Annotated in this window: 17 protein-coding genes; 1 reads left to right on the top strand and 16 read right to left on the bottom strand. The window is 46.4% G+C overall.

The features are described 5' to 3' along the window. Positions 1–61: 61 nt before the first annotated feature. On the bottom strand, positions 62–418 hold the full coding sequence (locus tag E4K67_RS03960; protein WP_135545070.1) for an Asp23/Gls24 family envelope stress response protein: 357 nt from the start codon (positions 416–418) through the stop codon (positions 62–64). Positions 419–592: 174 nt separating this feature from the next. On the opposite strand from E4K67_RS03960, the gene rpmB reads away from it, so the two are divergent. Continuing rightward, on the top strand, positions 593–784 hold the full coding sequence (gene rpmB, locus E4K67_RS03955; RefSeq protein WP_135545069.1) for a 50S ribosomal protein L28: 192 nt from the start codon (positions 593–595) through the stop codon (positions 782–784). A gap of 133 nt (positions 785–917) precedes the next feature. Here rpmB and hslO read toward each other — a convergent pair whose 3' ends face one another. From hslO to fmt, 15 genes are all read right to left on the bottom strand, one after another. Then, the gene (gene hslO / locus E4K67_RS03950; RefSeq protein ID WP_135545068.1) at positions 918–1,793 is read right to left on the bottom strand and encodes an Hsp33 family molecular chaperone HslO; all 876 of its coding nucleotides are present in this window, start codon (positions 1,791–1,793) and stop codon (positions 918–920) included. Between the two features lie 88 nt (positions 1,794–1,881). Then, positions 1,882–2,061 (bottom strand): hypothetical protein, encoded by a 180-nt coding sequence (locus tag E4K67_RS03945; protein WP_135545067.1) that lies wholly within the window; start codon positions 2,059–2,061, stop codon positions 1,882–1,884. A 207-nt stretch (positions 2,062–2,268) separates the two neighbouring features. After that, positions 2,269–2,907: a thiamine diphosphokinase gene (locus tag E4K67_RS03940; RefSeq protein WP_135545066.1), complete on the bottom strand. Its 639-nt coding sequence runs from the start codon at positions 2,905–2,907 to the stop codon at positions 2,269–2,271. Further along, positions 2,907–3,575, bottom strand: coding sequence for a ribulose-phosphate 3-epimerase (rpe, locus tag E4K67_RS03935; protein ID WP_135545065.1), 669 nt, complete (start codon positions 3,573–3,575; stop codon positions 2,907–2,909). Before rpe ends, E4K67_RS03940 begins: the two co-directional genes overlap by 1 nt. 1 nt (position 3,576) lies before the next feature. Continuing rightward, positions 3,577–4,464, bottom strand: coding sequence for a ribosome small subunit-dependent GTPase A (gene rsgA, locus E4K67_RS03930; protein WP_135545064.1), 888 nt, complete (start codon positions 4,462–4,464; stop codon positions 3,577–3,579). 81 nt (positions 4,465–4,545) lie between these two features. Continuing rightward, positions 4,546–6,300, bottom strand: a complete 1,755-nt coding sequence (gene pknB / locus E4K67_RS03925; protein ID WP_135545063.1) for a Stk1 family PASTA domain-containing Ser/Thr kinase — start codon at positions 6,298–6,300, stop codon at positions 4,546–4,548. Next, positions 6,297–7,718 carry a peptidoglycan D,D-transpeptidase FtsI family protein gene (locus E4K67_RS03920; protein WP_199242449.1) on the bottom strand — a complete coding sequence of 474 codons (1,422 nt, stop codon included), beginning with the start codon at positions 7,716–7,718 and terminating at the stop codon, positions 6,297–6,299. Before E4K67_RS03920 ends, pknB begins: the two co-directional genes overlap by 4 nt. Then, positions 7,715–8,998: an FtsW/RodA/SpoVE family cell cycle protein gene (locus tag E4K67_RS03915; RefSeq protein ID WP_135545062.1), complete on the bottom strand. Its 1,284-nt coding sequence runs from the start codon at positions 8,996–8,998 to the stop codon at positions 7,715–7,717. Before E4K67_RS03915 ends, E4K67_RS03920 begins: the two co-directional genes overlap by 4 nt. 5 nt (positions 8,999–9,003) lie before the next feature. Further along, positions 9,004–9,723: a Stp1/IreP family PP2C-type Ser/Thr phosphatase gene (locus E4K67_RS03910; RefSeq protein WP_135545061.1), complete on the bottom strand. Its 720-nt coding sequence runs from the start codon at positions 9,721–9,723 to the stop codon at positions 9,004–9,006. Then, positions 9,704–10,153, bottom strand: coding sequence for an FHA domain-containing protein (locus E4K67_RS03905; RefSeq protein ID WP_135545060.1), 450 nt, complete (start codon positions 10,151–10,153; stop codon positions 9,704–9,706). Before E4K67_RS03905 ends, E4K67_RS03910 begins: the two co-directional genes overlap by 20 nt. 77 nt (positions 10,154–10,230) lie before the next feature. Beyond that, the gene (locus E4K67_RS03900; protein ID WP_135545059.1) at positions 10,231–11,025 is read right to left on the bottom strand and encodes an FhaA domain-containing protein; all 795 of its coding nucleotides are present in this window, start codon (positions 11,023–11,025) and stop codon (positions 10,231–10,233) included. Positions 11,026–11,031: 6 nt separating this feature from the next. Then, positions 11,032–12,096, bottom strand: a complete 1,065-nt coding sequence (gene rlmN, locus E4K67_RS03895) for a dual-specificity RNA methyltransferase RlmN (protein ID WP_135545058.1) — start codon at positions 12,094–12,096, stop codon at positions 11,032–11,034. Positions 12,097–12,344: 248 nt separating this feature from the next. Further along, a complete protein-coding gene (gene rsmB, locus E4K67_RS03890) occupies positions 12,345–13,703 on the bottom strand; it encodes a 16S rRNA (cytosine(967)-C(5))-methyltransferase RsmB (protein ID WP_135545057.1) in 1,359 nt (452 codons plus the stop codon). Beyond that, positions 13,696–14,385: a zinc metallopeptidase gene (locus E4K67_RS03885; protein WP_135545056.1), complete on the bottom strand. Its 690-nt coding sequence runs from the start codon at positions 14,383–14,385 to the stop codon at positions 13,696–13,698. The genes rsmB and E4K67_RS03885 overlap by 8 nt, the downstream gene beginning before the upstream one ends. Before the next feature lie 171 nt (positions 14,386–14,556). Beyond that, the gene (fmt, locus tag E4K67_RS03880) at positions 14,557–15,519 is read right to left on the bottom strand and encodes a methionyl-tRNA formyltransferase (RefSeq protein WP_135545055.1); all 963 of its coding nucleotides are present in this window, start codon (positions 15,517–15,519) and stop codon (positions 14,557–14,559) included. Positions 15,520–15,549 lie beyond the last annotated feature (30 nt).

Genomic DNA, 15,549 nt, shown 5'->3' with positions numbered 1-15,549 from the left:
GTCTGCTCCACTTTTTGTCTTAGTCGTTGCTCCCAAAACCGTATCCCCCTACTCTTTTGCACTACTCCAAAATGCGAACACCTTGAACGTTCACATTCACTTGGGACACGTTTAATCCCGTGAGCTTCTCGGTAGTATAACGGACTCGTTCCATAACACTAGCCGCAACCTCAGAAATCTTAACACCATACCCGACAACGATATAGAGATCGATAACCACTTCATTGTCTTTAATAGAAACTACCACGCCACGAGCCAAGTTTTCGCGTCCTAGTAAATCCACAAACCCATCTGTGATTTTGCGTGAGGCCATGCCCACTAAGCCGTAGCACTCAACAGCGGTAGCACCTGCTATCGTGGATATCACTTCTTCAGAAATATCAATCTTACCTAAAGTGTTAATAATCTCTTTTCCCATAAACAGGACCCTCCCTTTTCGGTATCGTCCACGTTGCTCTTATTCTACCAAGTAAATCAAAAATGTTCAAAGAAAAATTTTCATTGAGAAATTTTTCCGCGACACCTTGCCAACCCGCAAGAGTTTTGATAATATATATAAGTGTCATTTCGGTTGCAAAGGAGGTTTTAGAGCATGGCTAATGTTTGTGCAGTTTGCGCCAAAGGAGTAACCACTGGATTTCAAGTCAGCCACTCTCATATACGGACAAAGCGAACTTGGAAACCAAACTTGCAAAGCGTTCGTGCGATTGTGAACGGTACTCCCACCCGACTTAAAGTTTGCACCAGATGCTTACGTTCAGGAAAAGTTCAGCGCGCTAGCTAATGAATCAAAAGCCCGATATTATATCGGGCTTTTTTCATTTCCCGGTAACTTCCAGCCTCAAAATGAGAAACCCAACAAGGCGCTGTTGAGAACGAAGGCGCTGTGGTGCGGTATCAATTTCACACCACTTCCATTAACACCTTCCCGAGATCTGTTGAAGTTCTTCTAGCGTAAATTGATAATGTTCGTTGCAAAAATGGCAGACCATCTCGGCTTTTTGATCCGTGATTAGGTCTGCTATTCCTTCTTTACCAATTGAGACCAAGGTATCACTCAAGCGGTCTTTTGTACATGTACAAGAAAATTCTACCTCACGACGCTCCAAGACATGAAAGGCAAGTTGTCCCATCAACCGCTCCAACATTTCGTCCATAGATTGGCTCTGAGCTACCAGTTCGCTTATTCCCGTGTCTAATTGCCCCAGTTGGCTTTCAATGGCTTGAATATCCTCTTCTGTCGCTCCAGGCAGCGGTTGAATTAATAGCCCCCCTGCTCCAGCCACATGATAATCTTTTTCTACCAGCACACCCAGCAGCATAGCCGACGAAATCTGTTCCGACGTCAACAAATAATGCACAAGATCTTCTGCAATTTCTCCGCTAACCATAGGAACCATGCCAGTATAAACCTCACCATTTTGCAAACTTCGGCTAACAGCCAACTCGCCACGTCCGACCGCCGCCCCCACGTCAAGTTTGCCAGAATCCTTTAACGGCAAATCCACCAATGGCTCCTGAACATAACCCCGCACCTCACCTTGCGCATTTCCCACAGCAACAACCCCCTTCAAAGGGCCGTCTCCCAATAATCGCAAAGTAATACTCTCGTCTCCTTTAAGAGAACTAGCCAAAATAAGAGTCCCCGTCATCAACCTACCCAAAGCCGCCGTAGCAACCGGCGACATCCCATGTCTCCTACGAGCCTCTTCAACCGTATCCGTCGTCCTAACCGCGACCCACCGAGCCCTACCCTCAAGCATCGTACCAATTAATAATTCATCATGTTGCATTTATCGTCTTCCTTTTCTGATCATTTAATACCAAAGCGTTACCAAAAGCGCCATCAGCGCTGTTGAGAGCGCAGCAATTCAACCGTTCCTATCCACGTCGTTCTAAGTTCGTTCCTTGGTCGTTCCTTGGTCGTTCCTTGGTCGTTCCTTGGTCGTTTCGTCCCTTTTCGTCCCAAGCCCGGAGGGCGTGATGTTGCGGAGCGAACCCATTCAGCAGAGTCGCGTCAATCGCGCTTACATTACGAAGCTGTAGCGTGGCAAGGTTCACATGCAGAAAAGCCCAGAGGTTTTGCCTAAGCTCGCTTCGTAATTAAGCGTGATAGCGACGGCGCTGTGGGTGAGCGCAGCAACATCACGACCTCCCCACATGCAGAAAAGCCCAGAGGTTTTGCCTAAGCTCGCTTCGTAATTAAGCGCGATAGCGACGGCGCTGTGGGTGAGTGCAGCAACATCACGACCTCCCGGCTACAAAGCCCTATTTGGGCAAAACCACGAGCACCCACCCTGAGTGCACCTCAACCACAACCTCTACACCAAGAAACACATTGCTGATACCACGCGGAGAATCCTGTAATAACACTCCCCGTGTGAGAGGGTAATGCAGCCCTTCTGTTGTAACCACAGCCTTTTCAGACAAAGAGATCAAGGAAAGTTCTTGTCCAGGCAACTGCCGAATACATTCGCGACCTAGCAGAATCCAGATCTCATGTTCGGGATCGACCAAGTGAATCCGGTACCCTCTTCTGGCATAGGCGAGCATCAAAGCCATATTACCCATTAGATGATCGATTCGCCCTCCAGTCGCCCCATATAGCCAAATATCCCGTTCACTAACAAGACGGGCCTGCTCCTCAGCATTAATTAATGCCAATTCGAGATCCGTCTCATCCTTTTCGCAGGGAAATCGTTCAATAACGCATTCCGCATTTTCACATTGTGTTAAGACCTCTGGCTTAATCGAATCTAAATCCCCGATTAAAAGATTAGGTATCCGTCCCGAAAGGGCGGCATGGTTAGCCCCCCCATCCGCGCATATTAAATAATCCACTTCTTTTAGGACTTGACTTCCCCATTCGGAATCCCAAGTACCATTAGCTAAGACCGCAATTTTCATTACTCACTTATCCCAGAGTGTGCTGCTTGACGAAGTTTTTCCACAGCTTGTTTGGGATCAGGTTGTGCGAAAATAGCAGCCCCTGCCACCAAAATATTAGCCCCCGCTTTTACCGCTACAGGTGCCGTTTCCAGATTAATTCCTCCATCGACTTCGATCAGACAAGAGGACCCAGTTTGTTTAAGATGGCGATGGAGAACTTGGATTTTCGGAATAACGTTCGCTATGAATTTTTGCCCCCCAAATCCAGGGTTGACCGTCATTAATAGCACCATATCTAAGTCTTGCAAAATATACTTAATACCATCTAATGGTGTCGCAGGGTTGAGTGAGACTCCAGCCGTCATCCCATGTTCTTTGATCTGTTGAATCACTCGGTGTAGGTGGCTTGCGGCCTCTAAGTGAACAGTGATGTGATCGGCACCAGCCGCAGCGAAGTCTGAAATAAAAAGTTCCGGGGCTTCCACCATTAGGTGAACATCAAAGCGCATACTAGAATGGGCCCTCAGTGATTTTACAAGAGCCGGTCCAAAGGTAAGATTCGGTACAAAGTGCCCGTCCATCACATCAATGTGTAAGACTTCCGCGCCAGCATCCTCAACCAAACGCACCTGTTCTCCTAGTCGAGAGAAATCGGCGGATAAAATGGAAGGAGCAAGTTGAATCATATTAATATCTCCTCTCTGCTGCAATTACTTCTTGCAAGAATATTAAGTAGTGTTCATATCGAGAAGAAGCGATTTCTCCGTTTTCGAGGGCTTCTTTTATAGCACAATTTGGTTCTTTATCATGGATGCAGCTACTAAACCGACATTGGCTGCGACGCTGGGCAAATTCTGGAAAGCACTCTGCTAACTCTAATCGGTTCATATCCGGTAAAAAGAGAGCAGAAAATCCAGGTGTATCGGCAACAAGTCCACCAGCACAAACCATTAATTCGACGTGACGTGTGGTGTGCCGTCCACGTTTAGACTTCAGGCTTAATTCCCCTGTCTTTAATTTCTTGCCGGTCGATAATGCATTAAAGAGACTTGATTTTCCAGCGCCAGAAGGTCCGGCAAGTACACTGATTTTATTCTTTAAGCCGGCACCGACCGCCTCTATCCCCTGGCCCGTTTCATTGGAAACTTCAAACACAGTGTATCCGATTTTGCGGTATACATCCATAATTGTAAGTTCCTCAGAGCCAGTCTTTAAATCCTCTTCATATTTATCTAATTTGGTAAAAACTAGGATGGGATCAATCTCCGCGTCCGTCACCTGGACCAACAAGCGATCCATAAGATTTAGATCCGGCTTAGGGGATGTCATCGCAAAGACCAAAATCGCCTGGTCCACGTTGGCAATTGTCGGACGAATCAAAGCATTTCGCCGTGGCTCAACAGCCTCAATCGTCGCCTTATTCTCCTCGTCTGGTAGAATTTTCACCCGATCTCCCGGCAAAAAGTCTTGATCTTTTACACGAAAGCGACCGCGCAGAGAACATTCCCATACTCGGTCCTCCGCATAGACATAATAAAATCCGCCGTACCCTTTGAGTAAAACTCCTTCGATCATAAATACTCCTTATTTATCATTTTATCCAATCGTGAGGCTCGCTCGCTCTTCTACTAAATTAACGGTTACTGTGGAATTTTTTTACCGTTTTATTGATACAGATCCGATGATCTGGGCTAGAGCCGCCACAGGATCAATTCCTTGGGCAAGTGGTCCAGGTCCAATCGAGACAACCATCGTAACCTCAGATCCCTGCACAATGGATTCTCCAGGCTTAGGAGTCGTACTTATCACCACATCTTTGGCATAAGCAGTAGTGGTCTGGGATTCTATTAGCACAATCAGGTCATTCTTTTCAAGTAGAGCTTTGGCTTCTACGGAGGTCATGCCAAGCACATAGGGCATATTAATCGTTTCCTTTAGCGCACCATCGCTGATCGTCAATTTAAATGGCGCGGTTTTCGCCCAAGTAGCACCTGGCATAACACTCTGGGCGAGCACAAAACCTTTAGGTACAGTCGCATCAGGTTGAGCTTCAAAGGTTATTTCCCCAGTAAACCCCTCATTCTCAATTTGGATTATGGCATTTGCTTTAGACGTCTTTACGGTCGTTACATCTGGAAATATCGCCGTTTCCGGGCCTTTGCTGACTGTGACTTTAATGGCCCTGCCAAGTTTAACGGATGTCCCAGCTTTCGGTTCCTGATCAATGATGAGATCTTTAGCAATCGTATCACTGAACCCTTCTATGACGTTCGGGTCAAGAGTTAGTCCTTCCGCTTTCAGAAATTGCTCCGCCACAGGGCTTGCTTTCCCGACAACATCAGGGACCTTTGTTTCTCCTGTTGTAAGGTTTTTGGCTATCAACCATATGGCTAACAAGAGGAAGAGAAGTACGAGCCCCCCCACAATCCACTTCCGGCGTTTTTTATTATCTTTCTTTTCTGTCTTGGCTGGGGAGGTTTTCCCCCCGACCGGCGAATCATTTGGCTGGATAGGTGCTAAAATCTTGCCCATTCCCTTGTGAGTCTGGGTTGCTTCTGAGTCATCAGTAAGAGGGATCGCCACGCTCGAAATCGGCCGGCCAGCCTGAATATGGTTCAGATCAGTTAAAAGATCCTTGGCCGATAAATACCTTTGTTCGGGCGACTTTGCGATTGCTCGCATGATAACAGCTTCGAATTCCTTTTCGATCCGAGGATTTATCTTACTTGGCAATACAGCCTGCTCCTGGAGATGTTTTAGGGCAATGGTAATCGGGGTTTCACCATCATACGGAACTTTACCTGTGATCAACTCATAAAGAACGATCCCTAAGGAGTATATGTCTGATTGCTCGTTACTCTGCAACCCTTTAGCCTGTTCTGGCGACAAGTAATGAACCGAACCAATGATATCTCCAGTATGGGTCACGGTTGCCGAAGATACGGCCCGTGCAATCCCGAAGTCCGTGACCTTAACCTGTCCGTCCTCCGTCACCAGGATGTTGTGCGGTTTAATATCCCTATGAATAATATGGTGCTCATGAGCATTTTGTATGGCCTCAGTAATTTGCCGCCCCAGGTTAATCGATTGATCTGTAGACAGTGGAGCGTACTCTCGAATAATTTCTTTGAGATTACGACCCTCCACGTATTCCATGACAATATACTCAGTATCCTCTTCTTTACCCACATCATAAACTGATACTATATTGGGATGGGACAAACTCGCTGCAGATTGCGCTTCCCTCCGAAAACGACGAATAAAGTCTTCATCTGTGACAAACTGCTCCCGAAGTACCTTTATCGTTACAACACGGTTCAGTAGTATATCCTTGGCCTTGTAGACAATCGCCATACCGCCGGCACCTATTCGCTCCAAGACCTCATATCGTCCCCCAAAGATTTTACTCACAATTTGTCACCTACTTTCTGGCTCAATGCTTCTTGCATGATTTGTCTTGCAATTGGAGCAGCCGCCCCTCCACCCGTTCCACCATTTTCCACCATAACCGCTACTGCGATCCGTGGAGCCTCCGCTGGCGCAAAAGCAATATACCAACCATGCGTCGGGACATCTCCTCCAGGTTCTGCTGAACCAGTCTTACCCGCAACCTGAACATTAGGCAAGGCCCCCGGTGCAGCTGTTCCATCGGTCACTGCAGTCACCATCGCGCTCGTAATTTTATCGGCTTCTTCTTTAGAAAGTGCAGTTAACCAAGGCTGGGGTTTAGGTTCAAATATAACAGTTTGAGTAGGGTCTAAGACACGTTCAACTAGATGCGGGGTCATAATAACCCCATGGTTTGCGATACCGGCTGCTATTAACGCCATATGAAAGGGTGTTACTAGTACTTCCCCTTGACCAAACGTACTGGCAGCGAGAAGGTTTGTCGTCAACTTCGCAGGAAGTTTGTCTGCTTTCGTAATAGAACTCATTCGAACATCAAGTTCAAAAGGAATTTTTTGTCCAAAACCGAAGCCTTTGACCGCGGAAAGGAAATTCTTATCTCCCGCCTGTACTCCAAATGTTGCGAAGTACGCGTTACTGGAGTTGGCTAATGCCATATTATAGTTAACCCAGCCAAATGCCTTGCCGTTTTGCTCGTTAATTGTTTGCCCATTAATAATCGCCGAGCCCGTACTTTCGTACAGATCAGTGGTATTAATCCCACTTCGGAATAAGGCTGCAGACGTAACCACCTTCATGACTGATCCAGGTGGGAAGAGGGAAAAAGCACGGTTTTCAAACGGTCTTTCCTGTACCCGACTATTAATGTTAGCCCAATTCTCTTCGAGGCTTGTGGGATCAAAACTGGGCTGACTTACCATTGCCAAGACTTTTCCAGTCTGAGGATCGATAGCCACAGCTGCCCCCATTTTCCCTTTGAGCGCGTTATAGGCAATGGTCTGCAGCCGTGAATCCAACGTAAGTACCACGTCATTTCCTTGGCGGGGAAGGGCGAAGAGCTGTTGAACGGTTTGGGTAGGCGTTGCATTCCTGACTCCCAGCAACCAATCTGCCGTGCTTCCTTCGAGACCGGAGGAACCATATTTTACTGACGAATAACCGAGTAGTGGCTCATACATTTCCCCTTTGGGATATACCCGAACCTTTTTACCGTTGGAAGTCTGGTTTTGTGCTAGTATTTCGCCATTACGATCGAAAATTCCTCCCCGGTTCACGCGATTTTCCATAAGTATCAGGCGACGATTCGCGGGATTTTCCAGCAACGTATCCGCCTGAACAACCTGCCAATAGACCAAGCCCAGACTTAGCATAAAGAAACTAAAGGCCATACCAAGCGCTACACGACGTACTCCTCTCATCATGTTGCATACTCCCTTCCCTTATTCTTTGTGCTGTGGGAAGCTACTGCGGTGGCGTTTGAGATATTCAGTAAAAGTCCTAGCAAAATAAAGTGAACAATGAGGGAACTACCCCCATAACTTACCCAGGGAAGTGGTATACCTGTCAAGGGCAGTAGTTTAGTGACCCCCGCGAGAATAATCAACGTTTCTGTTCCGAGGAGAATTCCGATCCCAGCAGCTAGGATTTGTCCAAACCGATCCTTGGCCCTTAAGCTAACCGCAAAAGCCCTCATAACAACAATGAGAAACATGACTAGTACAGCCATGGCCCCGGCAAAACCAAGTTCTTCCGCAATGACGGAAAAGACGAAATCACTAATGGCTACTGGTACGGTCGTAGCTCCTATGCCGTTTCCTAACCCAGTTCCTAGAATCTTACCACCACTAATAGCAAACAAAGATTGGGCAATTTGGTACCCCCCACCTGAGGGATCTAGCCAAGGATTCATCCACACTGCCACTCTGACACGCACATGTCTAAAGAGCATATAGCCTACGGTTCCTGTGAGCAGAAGAATCGGAAAGGATATTCCTAAATAAAGGGCCCGCTCGGTCACAACATAAAGCATAAGCACAAAGAGCATATAGAACACCAAAGCTGTCCCTAAGCTTTTTTGAGCAGCCAAAATTCCAAGGATAAAAGCTACCATGATCATAAACGGACCTAAAGTCCGCCAGTCAGGTAAAGAGAATCTCCCCCACTGCACAGTACCTACCCGCAACAACTCCTCATTTTCTTCCAAATACGTTGCCATGAATAAAAGCAAAGCTAGTTTGACAAATTCCTCTGGTTGAATCCCAACTCCCAAGAATTTGAATGAGCTTGTTGCACCGCCTTCCTCGGCACCAAACAGTAACGTCGCCAACAACAAGGCAACTGCTAAAAGTCCCCAGAGATATCTAAACCTTCCTAACTTTCGATAATCGTGCATTGCCCATAAAACTATGTAGAAGAGCACCTGCCCAATGTTCGCCCACCAGAATTGGTGCAGGGCAACATTTGGATTAATTCGCACTACAAACACAAGCCCTAAAGCCATTATTGCCTGGACCACTGGTAAGATATAGGGATCCCCTTGATAATTGAAAATTTGTTCCATCAAGCATCCCAGAATAACTATGGCCGAGAAAATCAGCGTTTGTGTAAAGAGTTGAGTACTCAGGCTCTCCCACTTAAGAAGGCTAAGTCCTAGCCACATCATTCCTAAAATGACAATGCGCGTGGTTAAACGATGAATCATCGGCCTTACTCCAATATACAGCACAAGGCTGTGAAATTATCGGGTGCACCTCGTTCTAAGGTAAGCTTTCGTAAGTTCTCAAACCGTCCCTCCCATGAGCTCGGTTCTTGAAATTCTTCTGCAAGTTCTTGATCACTGATTAGATTAGAAAAACCGTCAGTGCATAAAAGAAAGACATCCCCGGTCTGAATGTTTATACTACGGCAATCCACCTTAATCTCTTGGTCTGCACCTATCGCACGCATTAGTACATGCCGTTGAGGGTGTTTTTCCGCTTCTTCAGGTGTGATCTGTCCTAAACGCACAAGTTCCCCAACTAACGAATGGTCTACCGTCAAGGAGGTCAGCGCCTCATCTCTCCACAAATAAGCCCGACTGTCCCCGACATGGGCTATAACAGCAGTGTTACTGCGCACCAGCAAAACTGTCATAGTCGTTCCCATCCCGGCATTTTCCGGTTTATTCGTTGATGCATCATTGACGACTCTATTGGCATGCATAAAGGCTTCAGTCAACCCATTTTCCAAAGCCTGCCCCTCAAACTCAAGCAATTGTGGAACCAATTTTTCTAATTCTTGTAATGCTGTTGAAGAAGCTACTTCTCCCGCGCGATGTCCCCCCATCCCATCGGCCACTGCATAGAAACCTTGCTGGGATAACACCAGAAAAGAATCCTCATTATTTTTACGAATACATCCTTTTTCACTAAAGCTTAGAACTCTCATTTTGCCACCTCGAGTATTGGAAGGTAATACTTCCAATTTTCACATAGTCCCCAGGAACCATTTGCACTGGAGAATGAATTTGTTCTCCATTGACCCAGGTTCCATTTGTACTTCCTAGGTCTTCCACAATAGTCAATCCTTTTTTCAACCTAAAAACAGCATGGTCAATGGAAGCAAAATGATCTGGTAAAACAATATCATTATGCTTACCACGCCCTAAACGTAGCCCTTTTCCATCCACCCGGAAAACACTCCCTTTTGAAAGCGCTTCTGCCCCAGTCAGTACCTCTAACCGTCCATATTCACTATTTGGGCGCTGAAAAATCCCCTTAATTTGGAGATCTGCCATAAGCGCCGTAAAAATACGGAATATGAATAGATAGATAAGAGCTACAAAAGCTAACCGTCCAATGACTACTATAAATTGCATACAACCCTCCTAGTCGAAAATTGGAAGCAAGAAGCCAGAAGTCCGAAACTTAAACTCACAAGCTTTCCAGTTTAAATTCACCCCAGAGGCGCTCTTTGTATCACCAGTACACTTTGTCCAATTTGAATCCGGTCTCCAGGAGCAACAGTATGCTGCGTAATTCTTTGTCCATTAACAAATGAACCATTAGTACTTCCTAAATCGTCCAACCACCAACCGTTCTCCCCTGTCGAAAGCTTCAGATGCCGCCGCGAAACCTCAGGATCATGGAGTACCAACTCACATTGTCCATGGCGACCTATGAAAACCTCCTCATCCTTCAGCAAAAACTTCTGACCAATATCTGGTCCTTCTTTAATTTCGATAAAGTACTCTGGATTCCTTCCTTCAAGACCCTGATCTGATAATTTTGGCTTAACACTTTCTTTAAAGATGGTTGTACTCTCCCGCCAATCAGGTTCATCCACGGTCTCCGCTTCTTCCTCATCACCCCAGTGTACGTCAATAGAGTCATCAAAATCAACTTCAACAACCATTTCTCGGGGATTAACCGTCTCATCCGAATGCAATTCAATGGCCGGTTTGCTTAAAAACGTATATCCATTCCGAGTCGCTTCCGCAAATAAATACTTCGAAAGTTCTATAAGAAACACATCCCCAAAACTAGCCAAAGGCCCCCAATCACTAGAATGGAGATAAACCCGATAAATATTCGGTACATAAACCTGCGAAATGCTGACCTGCTTATTTTTAAGCATCGCCTTCACAAGTTCTTTAGCAATTTCCACAGGTTGAAGGCGGGCAGCGCCTTTTTTGAAAGCTCCGGTAAAGAGAAATTCGGCCATTCCTTCAAATCGGGCCAATAGGCTCATTATTACTCACCCCTCCCACTGTCGGCGAAGTTGACCGCACGCTGCGTCAATATCCGCTCCCCGTTCTTCACGTGATGAAACAGAAATTCCAGCATCTTCTAACACCTGGGCAAACCTTCTTATGAGCTCTGGCTTGGGTCGCTCCATTCCAGTTCCCGCCACAGGATTCACTGGGATTAAATTTACATATCCAAACTGTCCTTTAAGTAACTTGGCAAGGGCCTCAGCTTCCTCACGTTTCGCATTCTCAGCCGTCAAAGCTACCTCGAACGTAATGCGACGATGCGTGATTTGTGTGTACTCTTGGCAGGCCTCCATAAGCTGGGTAAGTGGATAGCGGCGGTTCATCGGGATCAACTTATTCCTCACTTCGTCCTGAGATGCATGAAGAGAGACCGCAAGACCCACTTGGGGGTTATCTTTAGCCAGTTGAATAATCTGAGGCACGACCCCACAGGTTGAAATAGTCATCCGCCTCATGCCAATATTTAGCCCCTGTGCTTGGTTCAAAAGTTGAATTGCCTGCAGCACCTGATCATAATTCAGAAGGGGTTCCCCCATACCCATAAAGACAATGTTGGTCACCTGGAAATCTGGATCTTCCTGACGGACAAGATGAGTGATATCCAACACTTGACCGACAATTTCTCCGACACTGAGGTTTCTCCGAAACCCTTCTAAACCTGTAGCACAAAAGGCGCACCCCACCGCACATCCGACTTGAGTAGAGACACAAACTGTATGACGGTCCCTCGAGCTAGTCCGCGCATAATCCATTAACACACACTCAATCGTTTCACTGTCTTCAAGGCGGAATAGATACTTGCGAGTGCCGTCCTTGGAACGTTGTTCTCGAACCTTTTCTAACGGATAAAGACTTAAGCGAGAACGCAAAGTTTGCCGATCACGCTCTCCAATATTTTTCATTTCCTCCCAAGTACGCACCGCCTTTTGTTGTACCCATTGAAATAATTGGATTGCACGAAACCTTTTTAACCCAATTTCCTTACAAATTTTGATTAATTCATCCTCTGAACACCCACGAAGCTCAATATTTACCATAATACTTATTATTCACCCAATTCATTCCAGTTAAACTTCCTTATGAAGAAAACTTGCTTAGCGTCCAAGCCTTCAGGCGCCGGCAGTCTCCTAGTTGCACTTATGCACTGTCCACGGAGGGACAAATATCCCTGTAAATGTCCCTGTAAGCATGACTCAAATAGAACGTTTGATGTTAGTAGCACCGCCATGAACGACTTGTACGCCGTGATTGCGAGAAAAGATCCTTCAGAAAGTATACAACTGCAAGTTATACTTTACTGACTGGTACGACGAAATTTTGCTAAGAAAAATCCGTCCATGTTATGGCGATGTGGTAAAAGTTGAAGCATGCCTTTACTCGCTTGTTGAATATCTCTCGGATCCTCAAGGTCAAAGGGCAAGTCTTCCACCAAGTTAACCGGTTCGAACTCTGGATGAGTTGAGCGAAATGTCTTTACCAATTCAAAATTCTCTTCGGGTTCGATTGTACAGGTCGAGTAAATTAAATCTCCCCCCACTTCAACGCAAGACGCAGCCCGTTCCAAGATGGCAAGCTGAAGTAAAGGCAAACCTTTAAGGTCTTTCTCCTCTTTCTGCCAACGCAGATCCGCTCTCCGTCGAAGAACGCCCAATCCAGAACAAGGAGCATCAACCAATACACGCTGCTGAGAGCCGAGTTTTACTCCAGGCAAATCCCGAGCATCTCCCAATTGAGGGTGGATAATCGTAATCCCTAGTCTTTGGGCTGACTGATTAATTAGTTCGAGTTTTTGCTCATGAATGTCAAATGCCTGGATTTCTCCCTCATCCTGCATCATCTGAGCCAGATGCGTCGTTTTCCCGCCAGGAGCACTGCAAGCATCCAGGACACGTTGTCCTGGTTTAGGCGCTACTATATGGGCAACAAGTTGTGAGCTTTCATCTTGAACTGTAAACAGTCCTTCTTGAAAACTCCCCAACCGATCGATAGCTCCAAAATGTTGAATCCTCATGCTTTCCGGAATCCGGGTTCCTGGTTCAACTGTAACGCCTTCCTGAGTTAGACGATCCATTAATTCTTCGCGTGAGATCTTTAAGGTATTCGTACGAATCCACGTGTGAGCGGGCTCGTCATTGGCTCGGCACAAAGCCCCCGTTTCCTCCACGCCCCATCGTTTAAGCCAGCGTTGAATCATCCATTCGGGGTGAGAATAGCGCACAGAAAGATAGCGCACGGTTTCACGTTTCACATCCGGCCAAGGAAAATCCCACGCCTTATCCATAACCTTGCGCAAGACGCCGTTTACTAGTCCCGTAAATTTGGGGTATGCTTTTGCCAATTCCACACTTTCATTGACCGCAACTGCGGAAGGTACTTTATCAACATAAAGCAATTGAAAAGCGCCGATACGCAATATAGCCCGCACTTCGTGGGGAAGCGAAGACATTGGTTTACTTAAGTGCAACCGTAATGCGTAATCGAGAGTTAACCGGTGTTTGAGCGTACCATTCACCAACAACGTCACAAATTGACGATCTCTAGAATCCGTTAATCTGATAATATTTTTCTGGAGCAAAAGATTCGCGTAAGCTCCTTGTGTCTCAACGCGCGTCAGCATATGAACCGCCATTCCTCGGGCTGTCTCTTTAATCATTGCTTCTACCTCGAGAAATCAAGATAAAGCGTGCTAATGTAAGTACCGCAGCTAACGCCGCTGCCACATAGGTTAAAGCTGCTGCGTTTAGCACAGAGCGTGCCCCTCTTATTTCTTCACTTCCCAGCATATTACCCTCCTGTAAAAGCACTAATGCTCTGTTACTTGCGTTGTATTCCACAGGAAGCGTAATAATTTGAAAGAGTACAGCAAACGAAAAGGCTAAAATACCGAACTCAAGAAGCCACCCATAACTCGGAATGAACAACCCCAGCATGATCAAGATCGGGCCAGCCCCGCTACCGAGGTTCGCAACTGGGACAAAGGACGACCTCAGTGTCATTGGAACATACCCTGAAGCGTGTTGAAGTGCATGCCCCGTTTCATGGGCAGCTACTGCCAAAGAAGAAAGCGAGCTTCCCTGATAGACGTCTTGACTAAGGCTAATGATCCGGGTATGCGGATCGTAATGATCGGAAAGCCTTCCTCCAATCTGTTCGACCCGAACATCGTATAGCCCGTTTCTATTCAAGAGCGCTCGTGCAGCCTGTGCTCCCGAAAGCCCTGACTGTGAACGGATTTTAGAATAACGTTTATAAGACGAGGAGATTTTGAACTGTGCATACATAGAAAGTAATATAGCTGGAATTAAAAGAACCATTGTGTTGTCCCAAAAAATCATAATATGACCTCCGTTTCCGTTTCAGCAAATAAATAAGACTCAAACTCAAAGCAGTGAGGTTTAAGTCGAACTCGAGGCGAACGTATACTCGCCGTTCCGGTTTTGCCTCCAAATGACAATCCTTGTAGGGCATTTCATGAATTGCCTACTTATTGCCTCGAGCATCGCGCCTTACCCTAACTTTTCTCCTACCTGACCATGTCTGCCATTGAAGAAATCCCTGGCAGGCATGGCACGTTTCCCCGCTGGTTGGACTTCCAGAATCCGAAGGACTCCATCCCCTGTCTGAACTACTAAACTATCCTCAAGCACCTGTAGAATCTGACCTGGATCAGGTGCCAGCTTCTTCGAAAACAGTTCCGTCTCTAAGTCCTTGTCTGATAGTACGTAAGGAGTGCTCCGCCAGATTTTAAGGTTTTCTCCCCGAAAGGTCGCAAACGCTCCTGGCCAAGGGTTTAACCCCCGAATTTGATCATGCAATTCAGCCGCCTTACCTGACCAATCTATATGTTCATGTTCACGTTTCAGAAGGGGAGCATAATTTGATGTTCCAGTTTGTGGCGTTGCCTTTAAGCTCCCCATTTCCAACTCCTTTAACGTGACTATGAGGAGTTCTCCACCTACCGAAGCTAACTCATCATGGATCTCTCCCGTAGTTGCTTCCTTAGAAATTAGCACTTCACGTTTCAGCAACATGTCACCTGTATCCAAACCTTCATCCATCAACATGGTGGTCACTCCAGTGCGGGTTTCCCCCCTCATAACAGCCCAATGAATAGGCGCTGCCCCACGGTATGAAGGAAGCAAAGAAGCATGTACATTGATACACCCTTTTGAAGGCAACTGCAAAATTTCCCGTGATAAAATTTGTCCGTAAGCAACAACAATTATGCACTCCGGGGCTAAGGACCTGAGCTGTTCGATTCCTTCTGGTGTTTTTATCCTTTCAGGTTGAAAAACAGCTAAGCCAAGTTCCTCTGCAGCTATTTTAACGGGACTTGGTTTTAACTTTTTCCCTCTACCAGCCGGTCTATCCGGTTGAGTAAAGACCCCAACCACATCATAACCACCCTCAACCAAAGCCCGTAAAGAAGGCACAGCAAAATCCGGCGTACCCATAAAAACTAAACGCATACTTAACCCCCCTCTCTGCTCGCAATTCAG

Origin of the sequence: Desulfosporosinus fructosivorans (assembly GCF_004766045.1) — a bacterium.
GTDB lineage: Bacteria > Bacillota > Desulfitobacteriia > Desulfitobacteriales > Desulfitobacteriaceae > Desulfosporosinus > Desulfosporosinus fructosivorans.
The sequence above is the reverse complement of the archived record's forward strand: the minus strand, read 5'-3'. Positions and strand labels throughout refer to the sequence as shown.